At 48.0% G+C, this 20,821-nt stretch carries 25 protein-coding genes; 9 read left to right on the top strand and 16 right to left on the bottom strand.

What is annotated here, in order from left to right; all coding sequences use genetic code 11:
- Positions 1 to 16: 16 nt before the first annotated feature.
- Positions 17 to 370, bottom strand: a complete 354-nt coding sequence (locus SERAS12_RS05400) for a DsrE/DsrF/TusD sulfur relay family protein (RefSeq protein ID WP_006322283.1) — start codon at positions 368 to 370, stop codon at positions 17 to 19.
- Positions 371 to 383: 13 nt separating this feature from the next.
- Positions 384 to 1,064, bottom strand: a complete 681-nt coding sequence (gene acrR / locus SERAS12_RS05395; RefSeq protein ID WP_013811782.1) for a multidrug efflux transporter transcriptional repressor AcrR — start codon at positions 1,062 to 1,064, stop codon at positions 384 to 386.
- Positions 1,065 to 1,206: 142 nt separating this feature from the next.
- Between acrR and sdeX the strand changes: the two genes are divergently transcribed.
- From sdeX to ykgO, 4 genes are all read left to right on the top strand, one after another.
- Positions 1,207 to 2,394 (top strand): multidrug efflux RND transporter periplasmic adaptor subunit SdeX, encoded by a 1,188-nt coding sequence (gene sdeX / locus SERAS12_RS05390; protein ID WP_013811781.1) that lies wholly within the window; start codon positions 1,207 to 1,209, stop codon positions 2,392 to 2,394.
- A gap of 17 nt (positions 2,395 to 2,411) precedes the next feature.
- On the top strand, positions 2,412 to 5,558 hold the full coding sequence (gene sdeY / locus SERAS12_RS05385; RefSeq protein ID WP_013811780.1) for a multidrug efflux RND transporter permease subunit SdeY: 3,147 nt from the start codon (positions 2,412 to 2,414) through the stop codon (positions 5,556 to 5,558).
- 180 nt (positions 5,559 to 5,738) lie between these two features.
- Positions 5,739 to 5,993 carry a type B 50S ribosomal protein L31 gene (locus tag SERAS12_RS05380; protein ID WP_004949355.1) on the top strand — a complete coding sequence of 85 codons (255 nt, stop codon included), beginning with the start codon at positions 5,739 to 5,741 and terminating at the stop codon, positions 5,991 to 5,993.
- A gap of 12 nt (positions 5,994 to 6,005) precedes the next feature.
- Positions 6,006 to 6,146, top strand: a complete 141-nt coding sequence (gene ykgO, locus SERAS12_RS05375; RefSeq protein WP_013811779.1) for a type B 50S ribosomal protein L36 — start codon at positions 6,006 to 6,008, stop codon at positions 6,144 to 6,146.
- Between the two features lie 115 nt (positions 6,147 to 6,261).
- Here ykgO and SERAS12_RS05370 read toward each other — a convergent pair whose 3' ends face one another.
- From SERAS12_RS05370 to SERAS12_RS26400, 4 genes are read right to left on the bottom strand one after another with little or no spacing between them, the layout of a single operon-like run.
- Positions 6,262 to 7,140, bottom strand: a complete 879-nt coding sequence (locus SERAS12_RS05370) for a metal ABC transporter substrate-binding protein (protein WP_013811778.1) — start codon at positions 7,138 to 7,140, stop codon at positions 6,262 to 6,264.
- A 25-nt stretch (positions 7,141 to 7,165) separates the two neighbouring features.
- Positions 7,166 to 8,023 (bottom strand): metal ABC transporter permease, encoded by an 858-nt coding sequence (locus SERAS12_RS05365; RefSeq protein ID WP_013811777.1) that lies wholly within the window; start codon positions 8,021 to 8,023, stop codon positions 7,166 to 7,168.
- On the bottom strand, positions 8,020 to 8,733 hold the full coding sequence (locus SERAS12_RS05360) for a metal ABC transporter ATP-binding protein (protein ID WP_013811776.1): 714 nt from the start codon (positions 8,731 to 8,733) through the stop codon (positions 8,020 to 8,022). Before SERAS12_RS05360 ends, SERAS12_RS05365 begins: the two co-directional genes overlap by 4 nt.
- Positions 8,730 to 8,879 carry a hypothetical protein gene (locus tag SERAS12_RS26400; RefSeq protein ID WP_168157926.1) on the bottom strand — a complete coding sequence of 50 codons (150 nt, stop codon included), beginning with the start codon at positions 8,877 to 8,879 and terminating at the stop codon, positions 8,730 to 8,732. Before SERAS12_RS26400 ends, SERAS12_RS05360 begins: the two co-directional genes overlap by 4 nt.
- Before the next feature lie 333 nt (positions 8,880 to 9,212).
- Between SERAS12_RS26400 and SERAS12_RS05350 the strand changes: the two genes are divergently transcribed.
- From SERAS12_RS05350 to SERAS12_RS25330, 5 genes are all read left to right on the top strand, one after another.
- The gene (locus SERAS12_RS05350) at positions 9,213 to 9,539 is read left to right on the top strand and encodes a hypothetical protein (protein WP_013811775.1); all 327 of its coding nucleotides are present in this window, start codon (positions 9,213 to 9,215) and stop codon (positions 9,537 to 9,539) included.
- A 159-nt stretch (positions 9,540 to 9,698) separates the two neighbouring features.
- Complete coding sequence (gene tomB / locus SERAS12_RS05345) at positions 9,699 to 10,067, top strand: Hha toxicity modulator TomB (RefSeq protein WP_004949348.1); 369 nt, start codon at positions 9,699 to 9,701, stop codon at positions 10,065 to 10,067.
- A gap of 50 nt (positions 10,068 to 10,117) precedes the next feature.
- On the top strand, positions 10,118 to 10,321 hold the full coding sequence (locus SERAS12_RS05340) for an HHA domain-containing protein (RefSeq protein ID WP_006322256.1): 204 nt from the start codon (positions 10,118 to 10,120) through the stop codon (positions 10,319 to 10,321).
- A gap of 710 nt (positions 10,322 to 11,031) precedes the next feature.
- Complete coding sequence (locus tag SERAS12_RS05335; protein WP_013811774.1) at positions 11,032 to 13,041, top strand: right-handed parallel beta-helix repeat-containing protein; 2,010 nt, start codon at positions 11,032 to 11,034, stop codon at positions 13,039 to 13,041.
- A gap of 239 nt (positions 13,042 to 13,280) precedes the next feature.
- On the top strand, positions 13,281 to 13,955 hold the full coding sequence (locus tag SERAS12_RS25330) for a DNA N-6-adenine-methyltransferase (protein ID WP_013811773.1): 675 nt from the start codon (positions 13,281 to 13,283) through the stop codon (positions 13,953 to 13,955).
- Positions 13,956 to 14,047: 92 nt separating this feature from the next.
- On the opposite strand, the gene SERAS12_RS05330 is transcribed toward SERAS12_RS25330, so the two are convergent.
- From SERAS12_RS05330 to SERAS12_RS05285, 10 genes are all read right to left on the bottom strand, one after another.
- Positions 14,048 to 15,931, bottom strand: coding sequence for a hypothetical protein (locus tag SERAS12_RS05330; protein WP_013811772.1), 1,884 nt, complete (start codon positions 15,929 to 15,931; stop codon positions 14,048 to 14,050).
- Positions 15,932 to 16,225: 294 nt separating this feature from the next.
- A complete protein-coding gene (locus SERAS12_RS05320) occupies positions 16,226 to 17,257 on the bottom strand; it encodes a major capsid protein (RefSeq protein ID WP_013811770.1) in 1,032 nt (343 codons plus the stop codon).
- A gap of 30 nt (positions 17,258 to 17,287) precedes the next feature.
- On the bottom strand, positions 17,288 to 17,668 hold the full coding sequence (locus SERAS12_RS05315) for a hypothetical protein (protein ID WP_013811769.1): 381 nt from the start codon (positions 17,666 to 17,668) through the stop codon (positions 17,288 to 17,290).
- Positions 17,669 to 17,676: 8 nt separating this feature from the next.
- Positions 17,677 to 17,904 carry a hypothetical protein gene (locus SERAS12_RS05310; RefSeq protein ID WP_013811768.1) on the bottom strand — a complete coding sequence of 76 codons (228 nt, stop codon included), beginning with the start codon at positions 17,902 to 17,904 and terminating at the stop codon, positions 17,677 to 17,679.
- Positions 17,905 to 18,466: 562 nt separating this feature from the next.
- Positions 18,467 to 18,811: a hypothetical protein gene (locus SERAS12_RS05305; RefSeq protein WP_041415922.1), complete on the bottom strand. Its 345-nt coding sequence runs from the start codon at positions 18,809 to 18,811 to the stop codon at positions 18,467 to 18,469.
- The gene (locus SERAS12_RS05300; protein ID WP_013811767.1) at positions 18,804 to 19,160 is read right to left on the bottom strand and encodes a hypothetical protein; all 357 of its coding nucleotides are present in this window, start codon (positions 19,158 to 19,160) and stop codon (positions 18,804 to 18,806) included. Before SERAS12_RS05300 ends, SERAS12_RS05305 begins: the two co-directional genes overlap by 8 nt.
- 138 nt (positions 19,161 to 19,298) lie before the next feature.
- On the bottom strand, positions 19,299 to 19,826 hold the full coding sequence (locus SERAS12_RS05295) for a helix-turn-helix domain-containing protein (protein WP_013811766.1): 528 nt from the start codon (positions 19,824 to 19,826) through the stop codon (positions 19,299 to 19,301).
- Entirely contained in the window at positions 19,777 to 19,956 is a 180-nt protein-coding gene (locus tag SERAS12_RS25325; RefSeq protein WP_013811765.1) for a hypothetical protein, read from the bottom strand. The genes SERAS12_RS05295 and SERAS12_RS25325 overlap by 50 nt, the downstream gene beginning before the upstream one ends.
- 41 nt (positions 19,957 to 19,997) lie before the next feature.
- Positions 19,998 to 20,177, bottom strand: a complete 180-nt coding sequence (locus SERAS12_RS05290; RefSeq protein WP_013811764.1) for a hypothetical protein — start codon at positions 20,175 to 20,177, stop codon at positions 19,998 to 20,000.
- A gap of 169 nt (positions 20,178 to 20,346) precedes the next feature.
- A complete protein-coding gene (locus tag SERAS12_RS05285; protein ID WP_013811762.1) occupies positions 20,347 to 20,559 on the bottom strand; it encodes a hypothetical protein in 213 nt (70 codons plus the stop codon).
- Between the last annotated feature and the right edge of the window lie 262 nt (positions 20,560 to 20,821).

Raw genomic sequence — 20,821 nt, 5'->3', positions numbered from 1 at the left:
TACGGATGTAGCGGAATCAGAACGTCAGTACTTTCCCGGCGGCCAGAGTCCATTGCGCCAGTTCCACCAGCGTACCGATTTCTACCCCGTCTGCCAGCGGCAACCGGCTGACGCCACGCGCGTCGGCGCAGGTTTTGCACAGTTTTACCGGCACTTGCTGCGCGGTGAGGATCTCCAGCATCTGCTGCAAATGGTAGCCTTCGTGCGGCTGTTGCCCGGCGAGGCCGGCCACTACCGCGTCCGACATCAAAAACAGTTTCAGATTGAGATCGGCCTGCTGCTCTTTCAGCGCAATGCCCAGACGCAGGGCGTTAAACAGTGATTCCTGGCCATAGGCCGCGCCACTGGCAATCAACACAACGGATGACATGGTGCATCTCCTTTTAAGGATGACAGTCGGCACTGTGCGGCTCGGCCGCCTGCTCTTCCGGTTTTACCCGTAAGGTCGGGCAGAATTGAGTCATTTCGAGGAATGAATCGACCAGGGCTGCCGCTTCGGCTTTCAGATCAAAACTTTCCGGCATAAAAAGCCAGTTTTCCATCAGGCCGGTAATATAAGCGCGCAGGATAATCGCCGCCCGGCGGGTATTGAGATCGGCGGGAAGCTGGCCGTGACGCATGCTGTTGCGCAGCACCGACTCGATGCGCTCGTAGCCTTCCAAACTAAGCACTTTACGCGCGTCCTGCAGCGGCATCATTTCGCCGACAAATTCGCACTTGTGGAATACGATTTCCATCAGCGCTCGCCGGCGGCCGTCATCGACCGTCGCCGTCAGTATATAAATTAGTATTTCACGTAAAATACGCAGTGGATTATCAGGGTACTTTGCCTGATACTCTATTTCGAGATCGCCTATTTTCGACTCTGACAATTCCCAAACTTCGTTAAACAGGTCTACCTTATTCTTGAAGTGCCAATAAATAGCACCACGCGTAACACCGGCAGCGGTGGCAATATCTGTCAGTGACGTTGCAGAAACGCCACGTTCAGAAAATTCCTGCACCGCAGCATCAAGAATGTGCTGTCGAGTTTCTAGCGCCTGCTGTTTGGTTTTTCGTGCCATGGCGTTGTTTTTTAGGGGGAGTGTGATTTACATACATTCGCGTATGTATGTACCATAGCACGCACATATAATTAACGCAGCAATGGGTTTTAAAGCTTGTGATCCATTGATCATTTTGAAATCGGACACTTGAGGTTTTTCTATGAACAAAAACAGAGGGTTAACGCCTCTGGCGGCAGTTCTGATGCTTTCAGGCAGCTTAGTACTTACAGGATGTAACGATAAGGAAACCCAACAACAAGGCGCCCAACCACCGGCTCCCGAAGTGGGCGTAGTGACATTGAAGGCCGAGCCTCTCAACATTACTACCGATCTTCCTGGCCGCACTGCTGCGTATCGTATCGCCGAAGTTCGCCCTCAGGTCAGCGGCATCATCCTGAAGCGCAATTTTGTTGAAGGCAGTGACATCAAGGCAGGATTTTCCCTGTATCAGATCGATCCCGCCACCTATCAGGCAACCTATGACAGCGCCAAAGGCGACCTGGCCAAATCTCAAGCCAGCGCTTCGATCGCGCGCGTAACGGTGAACCGCTACAAACCCTTGCTGGGCACCAACTACATCAGTAAGCAGGATTACGACACCGCAGTTTCCACGCTGCAGCAGGCAGAAGCCGCCGTAGTGGCCTCGAAAGCCGCAGTGGAAACCGCACGCATCAACCTGGCTTACACCAAAGTAACTTCACCGATCTCCGGCCGCATCGGCAAATCCGCCGTGACAGAAGGCGCGCTGGTTTCCAACGGTCAAGCCACCGCGCTGTCTACCGTGCAACAGCTGGATCCGATGTACGTGGACGTGACTCAGTCAAGCAACGATTTCCTGCGTCTGAAGCAAGAACTGGCCAGCGGTGCGCTGAAACAGGAAAACGGCAAAGCCAAGGTGAAATTGCTGCTGGAAAACGGCTCGGAATACGCTCAGGAAGGCACACTGGAATTCTCTGACGTTACCGTTGATGAAACCACCGGCTCCATCACCATTCGCGCATTGTTCCCTAACCCGAACGATACGCTGTTGCCGGGGATGTTCGTTCGCGCCCGTCTGGACGAAGGCGTACGCAGCGATGCATTGCTGGTGCCGCAACAAGGCGTGACGCGTAACCCGCGCGGCGAAGCTACCGCGATGGTGGTGGGCGCTGACGATAAAGTCGAGTTGCGTACGCTGAAAGCGGATCAGGCCATCGGCGACAAATGGCTGGTTACCGACGGTTTGAAAGCCGGCGATCGCGTGATTGTCACCGGCCTGATGAAAGTCCGCCCGGGCGCTCAGGTAAAAGTGCAGGAAGTTGACACTCAGGCGCAAAAACAGCCGCAGTCTGAAGCGCAGAAGTCATAAAAAGGAGCCGGTAAGACATGGCTAAGTTCTTTATAGATCGCCCGATTTTCGCCTGGGTAATCGCCATCATCGTCATGTTGGCGGGGGTGCTTGCAATAATGAAACTGCCGATCGCGCAGTATCCCACTATTGCACCACCGGCGGTGAGTATTTCCGCCAACTATCCAGGCGCGGATGCAAAAACGGTGCAGGACACCGTGACCCAGATTATCGAACAGAACATGAACGGTATCGATAATCTGATGTACATGTCCTCCACCAGTGATTCCTCTGGTAGCGTCACCATTACGCTGACGTTTAACTCCGGTACCGACCCTGACATCGCGCAGGTTCAGGTCCAGAACAAACTGTCGCTGGCTACGCCGCTGTTACCGCAAGAAGTGCAGCAGCAAGGCCTGAAAGTAGAAAAATCCAGCAGCAGCTTCCTGATGGTAGCCGGCTTCATTTCCGACGATCCGAACATGACTCAGGACGACATCGCGGACTATGTAGCCTCAAATATCAAGGATCCTATCAGCCGTTCACAGGGTGTGGGTGAGGTGCAACTGTTTGGTGCACAGTACGCCATGCGCATCTGGCTGGATCCGGGCAAGCTGAACAATTTCCAACTGACCACGACGGATGTGACGTCCGCCATCACCGAGCAGAACAACCAGATCGCCGCAGGGCAATTGGGTGGGATGCCACCGGTACCGGGCCAGCAGCTTAACGCCTCAATCATCGCGCAGACCCGTCTGACCTCTCCTGAAGAGTTCGGCAAAATTCTGCTTAAGGTGAATACGGACGGCTCCCAGGTTCGCCTGAAAGACGTAGCGCGTATTGAGCGTGGCGGCGAAAGCTATGCCGTAACCGCACGTTACAACGGCAAACCGGCGGCGGGCCTGGGTATCAAACTGGCTACCGGCGCCAACGCCCTGAACACCGCCAAAGCGGTAAAAGACGCGTTAACCAAGATGCAGCCGTTCTTCCCTCAGGGGATGAAAGTGGTTTATCCGTACGACACCACCCCGTTCGTCAAGATTTCGATCAACGAAGTGGTGAAAACGCTGTTCGAAGCGATCGTGCTGGTATTCCTGGTCATGTATCTGTTCCTGCAGAACTTCCGCGCGACGCTGATCCCAACCATCGCGGTACCGGTCGTCTTGCTGGGCACCTTTGCGATACTGGCGGCCTTTGGCTTCTCGATAAACACCCTGACGATGTTCGGCATGGTGCTGGCGATAGGCTTGCTGGTGGATGACGCCATCGTGGTGGTAGAGAACGTCGAGCGCGTAATGTCCGAAGAGGGACTGCCGCCGAAAGAAGCGACCAAGAAATCGATGGAGCAGATCCAGGGTGCATTGGTCGGTATCGCCATGGTGCTGTCAGCGGTATTCGTACCTATGGCATTCTTCGGCGGTTCAACCGGCGCGATCTACCGTCAGTTCTCCATCACCATCGTTTCCGCGATGGCACTGTCGGTGCTGGTGGCGTTGATTCTGACGCCGGCGCTGTGCGCCACCCTGCTGAAACCGGTGCAGAAAGGCGATCACGGGGCTAAAACCGGCTTCTTCGGCTGGTTTAACCGCATGTTCGAAAAGAGCACCCACCACTACACCGACAGCGTAGCCAGTATCCTGCGCAGCACCGGTCGCTATCTGGTGATCTACCTGCTAATCGTCGTCGGTATGGGCCTGCTGTTCCTGCGCCTGCCGTCCTCGTTCCTGCCGGAAGAAGACCAGGGCATCCTGCTGACCATGGTGCAGTTGCCTGCGGGCGCCACCGAGGCTCGAACCTCGAAGGTGCTGGAAGAAGTCACCGACTACTTCCTGACCAAAGAAAAAGACAACGTGGTGTCGGTATTTACCGTTGCGGGCTTCGGCTTTAACGGTAACGGCCAAAACAACGGTCTGTCGTTCGTCAGCCTGAAAGACTGGTCCGAGCGTAGCGGAGAACAGAATAAAGTGCCGGCAATTGCAGGCCGCGCCATGGGCGCGTTCTCGCAAATTAAAGACGGCCTGGTATTCCCGTTCAACCTGCCTGCGATTATCGAACTGGGTACCGCTACCGGTTTTGACTTCCAGCTGATTGACCAGGGTGGCCTGGGGCATGAGAAACTGACCGAAGCGCGTAACCAGCTGCTGGGCATGGCAGCCCAGCATCCGGACCTGCTGGTCGGCATGCGTCCTAACGGCCTGGAAGATACGCCGCAGTTCAAACTGATTATCGATCAGGAAAAAGCCAAGGCGTTGGGTGTCAGCATCACCACCATCAACAGCACGCTGACCACCGCGTTGGGTGGCTCGTACGTGAACGACTTCATCGACCGCGGTCGTGTGAAGAAGGTTTACGTGCAGGCTGAAGCCCCGTTCCGTATGTTGCCTGAGGACATCAACAAGTGGTTTGTCCGTGGCACCAGTGGCCAGATGGTTCCGTTCTCCGCATTCTCTTCAGCGAAATGGGAATACGGTTCACCGCGTCTGGAACGTTATAACGGCCTGCCTTCCATGGAAATTCTGGGTCAGGCGGCACCGGGTAAAAGCACCGGTGAAGCAATGAACATGATGGAAGAGCTGTCCTCCAAGCTGCCGAGCGGCATCGGTTACGACTGGACCGGTATGTCCTACCAGGAACGTCTGTCCGGTAACCAGGCCCCTGCCCTTTACGCCATCTCGATTCTGGTGGTGTTCTTGTGCCTGGCCGCGCTGTATGAAAGCTGGTCGATTCCGTTCTCGGTCATGTTGGTTCTGCCTCTGGGGGTTATCGGTGCGTTGCTGGCGGCCACCATGCGTGGCTTGAACAACGACGTTTACTTCCAGGTGGGGCTGCTGACCACCATCGGCCTGTCGGCGAAGAACGCCATCTTGATAGTGGAATTCGCCAAAGACCTGATGGATAAAGAAGGTAAAGGCCTGATAGAAGCCACGCTGGAAGCGGTGCGCATGCGTTTGCGCCCGATTCTGATGACTTCACTGGCATTCATCCTCGGGGTACTGCCGCTGGTTATCAGCAGCGGTGCGGGCTCCGGCGCGCAGAACGCGGTAGGTACCGGCGTTATGGGCGGGATGATTACCGCTACCGTGCTGGCCATCTTCTTCGTTCCTGTCTTCTTCGTGGTGGTTCGCCGCCGCTTCAGCAAGAAGTCTGAGGATGTGGAACACAGCCATCCGGTTGAGCATCACTGATAACCCAGTGAACGCTTACCGCTGAACACAAAGGCCGCTTATGCGGCCTTTTTCTTTGGCTTCATTCGCTTAATGCAAACCACTCTCATTAATTCGCCTGTCGCTGCATTTTGTACTTGATCCGCTCTGCCGTGCGGCGCATAATTATTGTTATAGTATAACATTACATGAGAGGGCATCATGAAAGCAGGCATCCATCCAAACTACCGTACCGTGGTGTTCCACGATCTGAGTGCCAACACCTATTTTAAAGTGGGTTCGACCATTAATACCGATCGCACCATCGAACTCGATGGCGAAAATTGGCCGTACGTCACTATCGACGTCTCTTCTGCGTCGCATCCGTATTACACCGGCAAGCAGAAAGAGTTCTCCAAAGAAGGCAGCACCGCGCGCTTCCAGCAGCGTTTTGGCCGTTTTCTTGGCAGCAAATAAAAGGGAATCAACATGCAGGTTTTAAGTTCGTTGCGGTCGGCGAAGAAGCGCCATCCGGATTGCAAAGTCGTACGCCGCAATGGCCGTATCTATGTGATTTGTAAAACCAACCCGCGCTTCAAAGCGGTGCAGGGACGCAAGAAAAAACGTTAACGTCTGAAGTGTCATCTGTCGCAAAGCCCCGTTGCTGCTCAACGGGGCTTTTTTATGGAGAAAGGAAACTGAAACGCAACCAGCGGCCCTGCCTTACCAGCAGGGCCGCTACGGCTTATTTCATGCTGCCTAACAACGTATCGACGTTGTGCTGGAATGCCTGTACATAGGTCGCTGCCGGCCCTTGCGGTTTGGACAGTGCCTCTGGATACAGTTCACCGCCGGCTTTCGCTCCGGTGGCGGCGGCAATCTGTTTCACCAACCGCGGATCGGTCTGGTTTTCAATAAAGTAAGCATTAACCTTCTCCTGTTTGATCTGTTTTATCAAACCGGCCACGTCGCTGGCGCTGGCTTCAGCCTCGGTAGAGAAACCGACCGGGGCAAGGAAGGTGACGCCATATTCTTGCCCAAAGTAACCAAAAGCATCGTGACTGGTCAGCACCTTGCGTTTTTGTTGCGGTACCGCGGCAAATTGGGTCTTGGCCCAGAGATCCAGTTTCTGCAACTGCTGGATATATTCCGAACCGCGTTGGCGAAAATAATTGGCGTCTTGCGGATCGGCGGCAATCAGCGCATTCATCACGTTGGTTGCGTACTGCACCCCGTTTTTCATGCTGTTCCAGGCATGGGGATCGGTGACCGCCTTGCCATCCTCGCTCATCTGGCGGGTGTCGATCCCCTGCGATGCAGTAGCCACCTGCCCTTTATACCCCGAGGCACCGACCAGGCGATCGATCCAGCCCTCCAGCCCCAGGCCGCTGACGAACACCACGTCAGCCTGCGACAACACCTTGCTGTCTTTCGGCGAAGGTTCGAAGCTGTGCGGATCGCCGTCCGGCCCCACTAACGTGGTGACCCTGACGTGTTCTCCCCCCACCTGCTTCACGATATCGCCGAGGATCGAAAAGCTGGCGACGGCATCAACGGTTTTCGCCATCGCCAGTGGGCTGGACAGCAGAGCAGCGACCGCCAGCGAAATAGGTAAACGTTTCATACTTTCTCCTTGAACTTGGCACTTCTCAACGGCGCGAGAGAGAATAGATTCCCCCACGCGTCCCAAACAAAATCGACCCAAAAAAGATCACGCTGGCGCTGAGCACAATCGCCGGGCCGGCGGGCAATGACGCGTAATAAGACCATTCGAGGCCAATCAGGCTTGAGAGCATGCCAATCCCCATCGCCACCGCCAACGTCTGCGGCAGGTTACGCGCCCAAAAACGCGCGCTGGCGGCGGGCAGCATCATCAACCCCACCGACATCAGCGTGCCGAGGATCTGGAACCCCGCCACCAGGTTTATCACCACCAGAGCCAGAAACAGCCCGTGTATCAGCGCAAGCCAGCGCGGCGCACTGACTCGCAAAAAGGTGGCGTCGAAAGATTCAATCACCAGGGCGCGATACAGCACCGCCAGTGCCAACAGCGAAAAACTGGCTATCGCACCCACCATCAAAATGGCATTCGTGTCCACCGCCAGGATAGAACCGAACAGCACATGCAGCAGATCGACGCTGGAACCGCGCAGTGAGACCAGCGTCACCCCCAGCGCCAGCGAACCCAGATAAAAACCGGCGAAACTGGCGTCTTCTTTCAGCGGCGTCCGGCGGCTGACCAGCCCGGATAGCATCGCCACCGCCAGCCCGGCGATAAACCCGCCGACACCCATCGCCACCAGCGACATGCCTGAAATCAGGTAGCCTATCGCCGCCCCAGGCAGCACCGCATGGGACAGCGCATCACCAACCAGACTCATGCGCCGCAGCAACAGAAACACCCCCAACGGCGCAGCGCTGAGCGACAGCGCAAAGCAGGCCACCAGCGCACGGCGCATAAAGCCGAATGAGGCAAAGGGATCGATGAGAGGATCAAGCAGCATCATGGCGCTACCGCACTCAGGCACTGGGGCCGGCTGGCGACGTTCAGCGCCGGAATATGTTCCAGCACCCGATCTGCCGCTCCCCAGTGGCAACACTGTGACGTCAATAACAAGGCCTGTGGAAAATGGTTCGCCACCATCGACATGTCATGCAGCACCGCGATGACCGTCTTGCCTTGTCGATGCAACTGAGCAATCACTTGCAGCAATAGCTGGATAGTGGCGCTGTCGATACCGGTAAAAGGTTCATCCAATAAAATCAGCGGTGCCTGCTGGACCAGCAGACGAGCAAACAGCACGCGTTGCATCTGGCCACCTGAAAGTTCGCCTACCGGGGTTCTCGCCATCGGCGCCATACCTACGGCATCCAGCGCCTCGACAATCTGCAACCCCGCGCGCTTGTTCAGCCCACCGAACATGCCGCACTGCGGCCAGCTTCCCATAGCCACCAGATCGCTCACTACGATCGGAAACTGACGATCCAGCTCAGCCTGCTGCGGCAGATACGCCATGCGCGGCAACTTGTTGCCATTGAAAAGCAGGCTTCCGCTCTGCAAGGGTAAAAGCCCAGCCAAGGTTTTCAGCAACGTGGACTTGCCGGCACCGTTAACACCAACCACCGCCGTCAGAGAGCCGGCAGCGAAATGTCCGCTAAGCGGTGGAAACAACGGAGTGCCGCCGTAACCAACCACAGCCTGTTGCAACGTAATCATGGCAGCAATACCGCCCAGCGAATGCCCAGCCACAACAGGGCCAACAATGCTGCCGCAATGCCGCAGCGTAGTCCCGCCGATGCGGTGAACAGGGAATGCAGTGACGACTCAGCGTCATTTTGATCGGGTGTGGATGTCAGTTTCATAGCCAGAGAGAAGAAAGATGTTTTGTTATAGTATAACATCACAAAAGCATCAACACCTCAAGCGCTCCACCGCTGATTTATGTAACGGAACTTAACAACGAAAGTTATGCTTACACCGATAATTAGCAGATTAACGAATAACGGGGCGACGCCTTTTGAGATATACCGAATAACATCAGGGTTATTAAGCAGTAAACAACGTTGAGAAACTGTAAAAAAGCCCCCCGGTAAACGAAAAGTTTACCGACGAGGTGATGAAAAAGGAGTAAGATAAATAGATTGGATAGCTGTACGGCCAGACATTAAATGCATGTAACTCTTCGTTGCGACACAATGACGGAAGCACTTTCCGTTAAAAAACTAAAGAAAATGATTAACGATAAAATTTCAGAGTTGGTGCCGGCATTGACCAGCGGCCTGAGTTTTTATTCAGAAAGTGCACGTTACGCCGAGGGCTCATTAGAAATACTTGATATTCAAAATGTGAGCAGCAACCAGTATTCAATGAGTTATCGCTATAAATGGACAATTTTCAACGCCTGTCTGGATATCAGCGCCGAGGAATACATCAGCGACAGCGTGGCCTTTAGCGTTGTCGAAACGGGATTAACCTTTGACATCATTGATAACTCCCGCCCCTCTACCGCAGATGAATTGTAAGTTTACGTAATAACAGCAGGCCAAATGCGAAAAAATGATTTATATTCATTATACGGAAAGTTTATTTTGTCACCGTTAAGCTGCCTCCGTCCATGATGTAAATCAGCTTACTCACAGAGTGTTATCAACACCGAAATTAAGACTTACGGAGGGGATGATATGGATGAGTATTCGCCTAAAAGGCACGATATTGCTCAGCTCAAATTCTTGTGCGAAAATTTGTATGATGAAGGTATCGCCACGCTGGGCGACAGCCACCACGGCTGGGTGAACGATCCAACGTCTTCCGTCAACCTCCAGCTTAACGAGTTGATTGAACATATTGCTTCGTTTGTGATGAGTTATAAAATTAAATACATGGACGAAAGTGATTTATCGGAGTTAGTCGAAGAGTATCTCGACGATACCTACACGCTGTTTAGCAGTTATGGTATTAATGATTCCGATTTGCGCCGCTGGCAAAAAACCAAAGCGCGATTATTCAGAATGTTCTCAGGAGAGGGCATCTGTACGACAATGAAAACTTAGGGGATAATTATCCCCAAATTACTCTACGGTTTATAAAACTAAAGGCTATCATGACTAAAATTGACTATCTGATGCGTTTACGTAAATGCACCACGATTGACACCCTGGAACGCGTTATTGAAAAAAATAAGTATGAGCTTTCGGATGACGAACTAGAGCTGTTCTACTCTGCTGCCGACCACCGTTTGGCCGAGCTCACCATGAATAAGCTGTACGATAAGATCCCTGTTGCCGTTTGGAAATTCGTACGATAATCCAGGTGATAAATGCGTTGAGCCGATACCTTTATCGGCTTCAATGTTTACGGTAAGTGCGCTTTTATCTTATTGACTTACAGTGATTTTCATTCACGACCGAAATCCTGCAATATAGTCGGAAGCTATCCTCAATTAACGCGGGGCGGCACTGAACAGTAACCCAGGACGCGGCTAAGTAAGCGGCCCCGGTTGTGCCACAGCCCGTTCAATATCATTCAAGCGACAGTAAATAAAATAGCTACCGGCAATTTCTAACGAACCACTCCATGCGCAATGAAACGCACCACTAAAGCAATACAATACCCTCACCGACACAGCGGAGTACTTTTACCGATTCTGCTGCTCATACCGGCTGTGCTGATGCCCCCACAGTCTAGATGCCGAACCTGATTGGCCTGAACATATACAGCGGCCAGGACTGACCTGGCAAACCTCATATACGGATTGCCGGGTTGTATGTACTGATCAATACCTGCATCTGCTCACCATTCCGCAAGCATATTTCCTCAGTACTAGCAGGTACATCTCTGATATAGCTCCCCCTATAGCGCGGGGATATCCCCTCTCACAAGGTTACTCGCATGTCTGCTGAGAGATAACCAAACATCAGACTCTTGTCGTCAACGTAAAGTATCTATAATTTTAACATTATAACGGCCATCTTAAAGCTATGAAATTAATCACACCATGTCAGAAGGACATTAAGTATGGATAACAACAGCAATATTATTAATGTTAAAGACTACTATGAAAATAAAAATGCTATCGGTGATGGTATAACTGATGACACTGCAGCGATAAGAAGAGCGATTAAAATCGCCAAAGCCAGTGGTAAAGCGGTTTATTTTCCAGCGGGAATCTATCGATATTTTCCTCAAGCGGGCCTCATTGAACCAATCGATGATCCGGAAAATCCTCAACAATACAGTAAAGAAGGCCCAGCCTTACCCATTTCCGGAAATGTCACATTACTGGGTGACGGTATGTTGAAGTCAGTACTTTACTTTGAAGATGAATATGGCACTGGTAGTGCAGGAATTGGCGGTGTTGATGTCTGCAATCTCACTATAAACGCGTTAGGATTTAATGGTTCATGGGGCAATAATGGCAACTGGAGCGGTGGCCGAGATAAAGCCAGGCATTTACTAGGGGTAACCATGCTGGATGGTGAACTAAGAATAACCGATTGCCGATTCTCTAACTCCAGATATATGATGGCCAGCATCTGGCGAGGGAAAACGGCGATCGTTACCGGTTGCCAGTTTGATCGTAGCGTTGCGGATGGTATCAGGCTAATTAACTTCAAACGAGTCATTGTCGCCAATAATAACTTTTCATTTATTAATGATGATTGCATTGCGGTTCATGTTACCGATGATATCAATCCTGCCGTTGTCGACCATTCTATCTGTATCAGCAACAACACGATCACCGACAGTCAGGGCATCTGTGCGCTTGGTGCTAAAAACACCGTGATAGAAGGCAATACCTTGGTCAGACCCCATGCTCGGGCTATCGCTGTCGGCATGGATACGCCGGCGATCAGCGGCGCAGCACAGGAAGGTTCTCAGGTTCCAATGAACATAATTATAAAAGGAAATACAGTCAGTGATGTTTTCCGAGGGAAAGTGTTTGCACCTGATACTGGGAATATACAGCAGTACATTTATATTGGTGGCATTAACCTTCATACAGGTTCAACAACAATTCCTGGCAAGCCGATCAATGGGAAAATCACACCTATTGAACCTTACCTCTACGAGTCAAATCTGGATATCAATGGAAGTATCTATCCGGGTGCATTTTCAATAACCATTACTGAAAATATATTAACCCGAACATTGCCAGCCAGCTCTACATTAGAAAATAATAATTCCGATTTTTTTTACGCCGACTATCATTATGGCAACCGGTATGCCAGAAATGGACCTGTATCACCAAAAATACTTCATTCCGATCTAAATTGTACTGGGATAAACGTCATAGGTACACTGACCAACCTGTTAATCAGTGGTAATCAATTAACTAATATGGGCACAAGTATAAGCGTCGCAGTTACCGGTTCATTGAGTTTAAACTCTGATTCATGGAACATTAAAATCTCAAACAATATTCTTCATGGTTTCTCTGAAAAAGGAGTTTATCTTAACTCAAAAATGGCAGTGGAGATACAAAACTGTATATTCAATGGAGATCCCTACTTCAAAAAAAGCAACAGATTAGCGAATGGCCGCTGGGTAGCAGGGACTGGCGCAGAACACACCTGTATCCACAACAATAATACCGGAAACTCTGTTGTCCATGCAGCGGGTAACCTGTTTAAAAATGCAGCTTCAATTAGTCAGGGAAGCGCATTTATTTGGGGGGCAGATAATAAAATGATGTGCCTGCCCGCTTTTTCCGGCGGAGAGGCGATGAATCAGGGTATTATGAACTTCCCATCTGGCTGGTTTTCATCAGTAGGCGTGATTATTCCTACGGACTGCGATCCATCCTCAGAAAACTTTGATGCAATCAAAAGTGTGCCGGGTACCAGCGGAGCATCAATCCCATCATCTGGGATCTATTATCGCGGATTTTATCGCCGAAATCTGGTTATTTCGCCTATCACCGCTAATGGCCAGAGCTACTACGTACGAGGATGGTTGAGGGTGACAAATGGTGAAAACCATGTTTTAGGTACTGACTGGATTGAAGATCGGATCTCCATTCAGTAAAGCGTGCGACGGACAGAAAGCGGCATAATATCGCCAAATTAGGTCGGTAGCTTTTGCAGGAGGCTGAAATTGGTGGAGGCCCTGCCAGCTTGCGCTGAAAGATAAAAACCCTTTTGATTCAATGCATTGCATGTAGGTGTCATACTATTATTGTGACACCTGTAGGGAGGGAAATCAACGTCGTTTACGCTACGTGATATTCTGAGAGTTGTTGAATCTGTTGAGTCGGTGAATGTTGAATGAAATATGCACAAAACGGTACAAAGCACGGAGGTAGCGATGAGTGGAGAACTCCCCAACGTGCCTACAGCAACCTCGATCGGGAATTTAATTTCACCGTAGACGCAGCAGCATCCGAGGAAAACACCCTACATCCTACCTACTGGAGTGCCGACAATGATGCATTGAGCAAATGTTGGGAGGGTCATACTGTTTTCTGTAACCCGCCATATTCCATGTGTGGGGAATTCCTAGCGAAAGCTTCAGAAGCTGATTGCAGCGTGATGATTGTTCCAGCCCGGACGCAGGCAACATATTTCCTAGATCATGTATTCGCCAATCCCTATTGCCACGAAATCCGATGGTGTCATAGGGGGATGCGGTTTGTCCCCGCCACCGGCGTTACCCAGACCAGACAATTCAACCGTGCCCCTCTGCCTGTTTGTGTCGTGGTGTATCGCAAAGAATCCCGAACTGGGGAAATCCGCCAAACGTCAATTTGTGCAGATACCCTACTGCCGTTGCATGTAATCAATGCTGGCTCGAGACGTGGACGTCCTACCGTTTATGATTGGAAAACGCTGGATGCAGTCATTAGGTTGTGGGACAACCGCGAGGCGCGAACAATAGCAGAGCTAGCAGACAAAACAGGGCTACCACGGTCAACTCTGCATAGAATTATCAAGCGACTATAATGCATACGATAAATCCCAATAACCCATGCATTTATGGGATTTTTTGTGCAATAAAAAGCCCGGTGCAAACCCGGGATTATTTTATAAAAAACTTAATTAAAATTGTTGCCCATTGTCGCCTGCATTCCTAACGTCATATTCCTAAACTCATCACCTACCGCCTGCGCGGTCTTCGCTTGGATAATATTCCCAAAGTCTGGATCTGGACTGACATTAACTTGTGTATTAAGTGTTGGAGTTAGGTTTACATTGATAGTCGGGTTTTGATATTGAATAGCAGAATACAAAAGATTGTCTTTATCTGAGAAGTTCAACGTTGGCGTTGGTAACATAGTTGGAGCTGTACTTGATTTACCACTAAATACATTTCCAATGCTATCAGCAATCGAACCACCAAAGATAAATTTATTCAACTCATCATTAGCAGATGTATACCAACTCTTCGGGCTGCTCTCAGATGCACTTTTCATTAGGTTATCGAAAGTAAATCCATTCAGGAACTTGGATATTCCGTCCAGTTCATTAATAGTGTTACCCAGTAAAGAACCCAACTTGTAAACAGGCTCTTGCAGTAGTTTAAATGCCGAATCTAAATCCTTGGTGCTCCCAATTGCATCAGCAATACCCAATGAGAATTTATCTTGCAACGCGGTTGTTTGCATATCAATAGCAATTCCGAATAAATTAAGCTTCTGGGATGCTACAATCATCTCTGGCGTCAGCATTGTTCCCGCATCTTTCATATCCTTCAGGGATTGAATAAGTGCTTCACCATCATTTTCGAACAACGGACGGTAATAAAGAAGGTCATCCCCCAACCCTTCAAAAAGGTTGTTAATCTGATTGACTGATAATCCTAATTGCTTGCCTTGGTTCTGGATGAGATTCAGAAACTCAACTGGCCTGTCCTTGTAGGAATCGATTGTCTTCTTATCAAGTCCCAACTGGTTAGCTACATCACCTACAGCACCACCACCTGACCATTCATTTTTCTTCGCATTCCACGTAGCATTATTTTGGAAATCACCAATCTTCTCGGATACATCTTTAAAATTATCGGCTATTTTTTCAGGGTTGGCAGAATCAACACCCTGTTCCCGACCATATTTAACCATTGCCTGTATAACGGAAGCATAGGTATTACTGTTTTTCGCAGCCAAGCTGTATTGCATATTGCGGTTGGTTGATTGTTTAGCCGCATTCAGCCCCGCATAACCAGCACCTGCAACACCTGCTAATGCTGCACCACCTGCAAGATAAGCGCCTGCGCCAGTAGCAAGTCCGCCAAGACCAAAACCGCTCCTACCTACCGCATTATGTGGTTTTTGGGCGCTCTGGAGCCTACGCGCTGCCACTGCTGCGTCTCGCGTCTTCTGGGTTAAAAGCGACATCTGATGATTCATTGATCTGAGGTCAGACTCACCACGGCGATATTGATTTACGATTTCCTGAGCCGCTTTAGCTGCCTGATATTTCTGGGCTGCATCCAATCCCTGCATGCGTTGGATATTATATAAAGCGCGTTCCTGCTTCAGGGTTGCATTCAAATCCACTCGGGTAGCTACCGCCCTTTTCTTTGCTGCATCAGCCTGCTGCTTAGCTAATAGTTTTGCATCAGCTTGTTGTTGGTGCATAGCCTGAATTTGGCGTTTAACCGTTGCAGGGTCGCCAACGGCAGTCCCAACCATTCCCGTTCCTGAACCATTTCTTCCCTGATTCGGTAAAGTAATCTTATATCGTTTCTGCGCATTCTGCATTTCACGCTGAACCTGTTTATTAGCCTGCCTAACTGCCGCTACTGCCTGTTTCGCCTCTCGCTGAACTTGCTTCGTATTAAACACATTTCCCATTGCTGATTTGGCAGTCATGGCTTTTTTCAAGTCTTCCATTTGTTTTTTAACTTTTCGGAAGCTTTGCATATCTGTGTCATATCTGACGGTATTAATGAGCGTTGCCGCATTTACTTTTACTGCCATTCAACCTCCTATTATTTTATTCTCTGATCTTCAATAGTCAATGCTGTTGCTAAATCCATGCCCTGTTCCATTCTGGAAATAACCGTGCTACGAGCTATCCCAAAAGCCCGGCACAATGCATTCAAGTTAACAATCTTTTTATTTAATGCTTCATCTAAACTCAGATTCATGAATTTTGTGTGATTACTCTTCTCGATTACAAATCGCATAATGATAAATTACCTCTATCGATAAATATAACGAACGTTCTTAAAAATAAAGGAGCCGTTACGCCCCTTATCTTTAATCAATAAATTATGCTGCTGTGATTTTCATGCTCAGGTTAAATGCATGGTTAACCGGGAGTAGACCAGCCTCAAATCGAATTGAGAGATCATTCCAGTCATTGGATTTACGCAGTGTCATATAGTATTCAGCTGTTTCACCCAGTGCTAAATCGAGGTCGCGTGATGCAGGACCAGCGATGCGCTGATATGCACCAGTCCCATCAACGAATATAGGGAGGAGAATACCCTCATCAGCACCGATATAAGCACTCAAAATAGGGTCAGCCACTTTCACAACATCAATATTTGTTCCTGGAATTGTAAAGGTCTGAACGTTAGGGAGAACCTCACGAACATTAAACACAACGTTGCCAGCATCCAAAGGATTGACGTATTGGAAAGCTGATTTCATAGATGCATGGAAGCGGATCTTAGAGAACATAGACGCGCCAGCGAATAGAACGTAACGACGCACAGAGCTAACCAAGGATTGCCCATCAACAGCAAGTTCATTCACAAAGCCGTCGAATGCTTGCATCACATCAAGGGACGCGTCCGAGAGCGCTAGAGTTTCCACCTTTTGAGCCGTGCCAAACTGGGTTGAATAATCAATTAGCTGATCGTCTGTCTTTGGCGTGTTAACTTTTGCATTGAACAAACAATTCGCCAGATATGCCTCTACGGTTCGACTGTGCGCCAGTTTATGGCGAGCCACATATTCAGTCGAGATATCCAGTAATATTTCCTCACGGTCAGCACGAAGAGATTTTCGCCCTTGGAAGTCTTGAGAGCTGATCTGATCAATACGCGCAAAATGCGGAATTTCGACAAGGTAACCCGTAGCCGTTGGTAGCTGGGTAGTATTATGCTCAGAACCATAACGTTTTACATTGTCATTCATTAGAGTGGCGTTATCATTCATGATTCGGTCTATTTCGATTTTCGGTGTATCCGAGGTGCCGTAATCAAAAACATTCAGAGCTTGAAGCAAGAAATTATTAACAGGCGAAACCTCAAATAGAGGTGCTAAATCTACAATTTCATAACCATAATTTGCCATAGTTTTATATTCCTTTTATTATTTTTATTCTTAGGTCGTTGGGATGTTAACGGTGAACATTACCTGAACACCCGGTTGTGCATCGAGTAGAGCAATTGCCGCCGTCAGCCCAGCAGCATCAGCGGCTTTGAGACCTTCAGCTTTGAAAAACAGACCGGCTGCACCCGTTTCATGCACCACTATATATTTATTAGAACCAGCACTCACAAAAGGCTCCAACACTACGTATGGATTAGTATCAGATGAGGTAAACAATGCTCCGCTTGCGTTTACAATGCTGCCCGCCTCGACATCTTGAGGGAGATTAGCAAACAGGCGAGTACGTTTGACAGTCATAAAATCACCTACGTAGGAGACTACGTTAGTCATAGTGCGGTGGGGGTCACCATACAGTTGATTTAAATTGATCATAATTTTAATTACTCCTTATTAATTGTTTTTTGTTTTTGTTCTACTTTTTCTTTTAAAAGCGTTTCAAACGTTGATTTAATTTCTTCTTGATGCTCTGTTAAAGCACCCGGTTCAAGGCTTACTTCGATGCCTTTCTCTTTCGCGAGAAGGTACATCTCATTAGCAATATCCGGATCACAGATGAGAGTAACCCCAACCTTTCCTTCAGTTGCCTTTTTAATTTCAATAGATTTCATTTTCTACATCCTTATTAAATAACTTTGAAAGTTACTTTTAACTTTTATTTATTGATTTATAATATATTTTCTCATTGTTAAATCTCACTTTAAATGTGACTTTCATTAAGTTTCACGGATGCGGATAAAAATATAGCCCTCATGCAAGGGCATATATTAACTAAAAGCAATCAAAGTAAAATATCAACAAGGAGAATTGTTAATTAGGGAAGAGTTCACCCGCCGACACAGGGTAAAAGGCCCAAAGCGCGTAAACTCTAGTTTGGTTTGCTCTCTATCCGGAATGTGTCATCAAATAGACAAGCTGTAAATAGGTGAGGAAATCGATGCCAGTCATATTTCCTCGGAGCGCAGCGCCTACGCTACATAACGGTGTCTTACTCATTTTTTCAGTGATAAACCCGTCAGTAACAAATTCAACACTATACGTATTAACACCCGCCCAGAACTGGTTAGAACATAAAGCGGCGTTATTTAACGTAAGAGGATAAAAAACATATCCTCTCTAATACTATTTTAACAGTTTTCATTGTATTTGTCAATTAATAGCATTGACTCATCATTATTTCCGTGATAAAGACTCAACCAACTCTCCCGCCGACTTCATATATTCCATTATGGAAACACTTAGGAACGAGGGGGTAATTATATCTTGATATCCTTCTAACTCTTCGTATATCTTCAGCAGCCTATCGTTGGCCTCACAATATGCGTTTAGCACCATTTCCACCTGCTCTGGGTAAACTACTTCCCTGCCTACCAAAGTTGAAATTTGTTGCTGTAGGTTAGTTAGATAAATAGCTTGAAATTTTTGCAGCTTAGTTTGAAATATATTATTGATTTTATCTGGTGTAGTTTTAGTATTTTTAAATGTAAATAGTTTAATGCTACCTTCAATGTTATTCATTTTTACCGCCCACTGTCATCCCCACGATATCCACCTCATTTCCTGCCCACTCCTCGTTGCTCAAACGGTGCAGGTAGTTGTATGTCTCGTAGTGGTAGAGAGAGGTAAACCCCATGACCTCCCAACGTTCCACATCATCAAGGTGTTTATAACCAATCAGGCGCGGACGGGGTTTAAAATAGACACCTTCCATAGATGAAATTATTTCTTTTTCTTCTTCTGATAGAGCTGGAGACAATTTATAATGCGGTTTCGGTTCACGACGAACCTTTACTTTTTCTTCACCCTGCTTATTGCGCGTCGATTTTCTTTTTCTTTTTACATTGTTGAATATGACCAACTCATCCATTGGGTCTGAGTCACGCTGATTGTATAATCCTGAAATAACACCTCCATTATTTTTTAGTTTTAACTTTGATATTGTGAATGGAAAAACCGATGTACATCACTGATAAAATATTTATGTAAAGCATAATCATGTTTACCCTCAAAACGCTATATCGTCATCATCCCATCCATTGAAATAATCCGGCTCATCCTCTGGTTCCTCAGGACTGCCCCCAGGAACTTCTGGAGGTTCGGGTGCTGGTTGAACTGCCAGATTTTGCATAGCGCGATCAGTCGCCTCGTGGCGGGTGCCTTTCCATTGGCTCTCTGCCGGGCCTCCAGAAGTTAGGGATAAAACCTCATCAATGGGGAGCACGACGTAACTGTTAGAGTATCCAATATTTTTTATTTTTTTGAGTAATCCGAGTTCTTCCAAATTGGTTATGGATTTTTCCAAAGTACCCTTTGATACACCTAAATCATCAACCATCCGTTTTAGGCTGGGGTGCGCTTCTTTATCTCTTCCGTATACCTGCCAATGCAATAAATAGGAGTAAACGGATTTTTCTCGTAGGTTAAAGCCTTCCTTTTTCCCGTTAACATAAAAATAGCTTATCGCATAAATTGGGTTGTAACTGTTAAAACTGTGATGCTGGTGATTTTTCTCTTGGTTTTTCTTCTCGGTCATTGTCCCTCATACGTAGGTCATTTGCTAATTCTCTTAAAGTGTGGCGGATATAAGTGCCTATTGCTATCCCGTTAGAATCCGCATCCGCCTTTAATGTTTCAAATGTCACTTTGTCCAATTTAATGTCCATAGTCGCCTTCCTCTTTTTATAGGATATTTAGTATTTTCTTCTTACTGACTCTGATAAATCTCAATTGCCCGGTATGCTGCGGCATGGGCATATTCTGGATATGTGGGAATCCGTAACAGCATTTCATCAACGGTTAATACTTTATCCCTGAGAACACCTAAAAATATATCGCGGCGGGTTGGCATTGTATGATTTTTTTCGTAGTTAATTTCTGCTGTCATTATTCCTCATTGGTGATTTTATTAAATCGTTTATTGTACCATTCGATGAAAAGGCAAATTTCCTTCTTTAATACATGAGTTACAAACTGGTCTCTTGTCATGCCTGACATATCTGCCATAGCTTCCAGAGCGTCTACCTGCCCTTCAGTGAGGTTAATATTAAAATCTCTCATTCACCCCCACTGTTTTTCAATGCATCAAGTTTTCGGGCGCTTTCCTGTACTCTAAACAGCGCAATCCCGAGACGGATTAGATCTTTATACTCGGTCGATGTTGCACTGCTCGGGGATAATTTATTAATCAGTCGGCGGAGGTTCTTAGATCCATCATGGATGGCATTTGCAATATCCTGCGCGGTTTTAAATTTTCTACGTTTATTCATATTTCTCCTGTTTTGGGTGTAAAAAGGCCCACCGAGTGAAAACCCGGCAAGCTATATATAAAGGTTGGTTTTATTTGCTACCTAAAGTTAATATAACACATATAAGTGGCAATGTCAATATATTACAATAAATAAATAACCTATTTTATAATAAATATTATTTACACAAATTGCAAGTTAATTTATAAATCTCCCTAAAAGCTCCTGTAAGACATTCTGGGGCGTTTTAATAGAATGGATATACATCGGCCTACCCAATGCA

The organism is Serratia sp. AS12 (genome assembly GCF_000214195.1).
GTDB classification, from domain to species: Bacteria; Pseudomonadota; Gammaproteobacteria; order Enterobacterales; family Enterobacteriaceae; genus Serratia; species Serratia plymuthica.
Note: the sequence above shows the minus strand (reverse complement) of the source record. Positions and strands in the feature narration are given on the sequence as shown.

Excerpts from the sequence above, each read along its gene's own strand:
- SERAS12_RS05370 (WP_013811778.1), bottom strand. The coding sequence starts at position 7,140 with ATGAAACGTTTACCTATTTCGCTGGCGGTCGCTGCTCTGCTGTCCAGC.
- SERAS12_RS05350 (WP_013811775.1), top strand. The coding sequence starts at position 9,213 with ATGACGGAAGCACTTTCCGTTAAAAAACTAAAGAAAATGATTAACGAT.
- SERAS12_RS05335 (WP_013811774.1), top strand. The coding sequence starts at position 11,032 with ATGGATAACAACAGCAATATTATTAATGTTAAAGACTACTATGAAAAT.
- SERAS12_RS05305 (WP_041415922.1), bottom strand. The coding sequence starts at position 18,811 with ATGAATAACATTGAAGGTAGCATTAAACTATTTACATTTAAAAATACT.
- sdeY (WP_013811780.1), top strand. The coding sequence starts at position 2,412 with ATGGCTAAGTTCTTTATAGATCGCCCGATTTTCGCCTGGGTAATCGCC.
- SERAS12_RS05295 (WP_013811766.1), bottom strand. The coding sequence starts at position 19,826 with ATGACCGAGAAGAAAAACCAAGAGAAAAATCACCAGCATCACAGTTTT.
- tomB (WP_004949348.1), top strand. The coding sequence starts at position 9,699 with ATGGATGAGTATTCGCCTAAAAGGCACGATATTGCTCAGCTCAAATTC.
- SERAS12_RS05380 (WP_004949355.1), top strand. The coding sequence starts at position 5,739 with ATGAAAGCAGGCATCCATCCAAACTACCGTACCGTGGTGTTCCACGAT.
- SERAS12_RS25330 (WP_013811773.1), top strand. The coding sequence starts at position 13,281 with ATGAAATATGCACAAAACGGTACAAAGCACGGAGGTAGCGATGAGTGG.
- SERAS12_RS05340 (WP_006322256.1), top strand. The coding sequence starts at position 10,118 with ATGACTAAAATTGACTATCTGATGCGTTTACGTAAATGCACCACGATT.
- SERAS12_RS05290 (WP_013811764.1), bottom strand. The coding sequence starts at position 20,177 with ATGACAGCAGAAATTAACTACGAAAAAAATCATACAATGCCAACCCGC.
- SERAS12_RS25325 (WP_013811765.1), bottom strand. The coding sequence starts at position 19,956 with ATGGACATTAAATTGGACAAAGTGACATTTGAAACATTAAAGGCGGAT.
- SERAS12_RS05365 (WP_013811777.1), bottom strand. The coding sequence starts at position 8,023 with ATGATGCTGCTTGATCCTCTCATCGATCCCTTTGCCTCATTCGGCTTT.
- SERAS12_RS26400 (WP_168157926.1), bottom strand. The coding sequence starts at position 8,879 with ATGAAACTGACATCCACACCCGATCAAAATGACGCTGAGTCGTCACTG.
- SERAS12_RS05400 (WP_006322283.1), bottom strand. The coding sequence starts at position 370 with ATGTCATCCGTTGTGTTGATTGCCAGTGGCGCGGCCTATGGCCAGGAA.
- SERAS12_RS05320 (WP_013811770.1), bottom strand. The coding sequence starts at position 17,257 with ATGGCAAATTATGGTTATGAAATTGTAGATTTAGCACCTCTATTTGAG.
- SERAS12_RS05300 (WP_013811767.1), bottom strand. The coding sequence starts at position 19,160 with ATGGATGAGTTGGTCATATTCAACAATGTAAAAAGAAAAAGAAAATCG.
- SERAS12_RS05310 (WP_013811768.1), bottom strand. The coding sequence starts at position 17,904 with ATGAAATCTATTGAAATTAAAAAGGCAACTGAAGGAAAGGTTGGGGTT.
- SERAS12_RS05330 (WP_013811772.1), bottom strand. The coding sequence starts at position 15,931 with ATGGCAGTAAAAGTAAATGCGGCAACGCTCATTAATACCGTCAGATAT.
- SERAS12_RS05285 (WP_013811762.1), bottom strand. The coding sequence starts at position 20,559 with ATGAATAAACGTAGAAAATTTAAAACCGCGCAGGATATTGCAAATGCC.
- ykgO (WP_013811779.1), top strand. The coding sequence starts at position 6,006 with ATGCAGGTTTTAAGTTCGTTGCGGTCGGCGAAGAAGCGCCATCCGGAT.
- sdeX (WP_013811781.1), top strand. The coding sequence starts at position 1,207 with ATGAACAAAAACAGAGGGTTAACGCCTCTGGCGGCAGTTCTGATGCTT.
- SERAS12_RS05360 (WP_013811776.1), bottom strand. The coding sequence starts at position 8,733 with ATGATTACGTTGCAACAGGCTGTGGTTGGTTACGGCGGCACTCCGTTG.
- SERAS12_RS05315 (WP_013811769.1), bottom strand. The coding sequence starts at position 17,668 with ATGATCAATTTAAATCAACTGTATGGTGACCCCCACCGCACTATGACT.
- acrR (WP_013811782.1), bottom strand. The coding sequence starts at position 1,064 with ATGGCACGAAAAACCAAACAGCAGGCGCTAGAAACTCGACAGCACATT.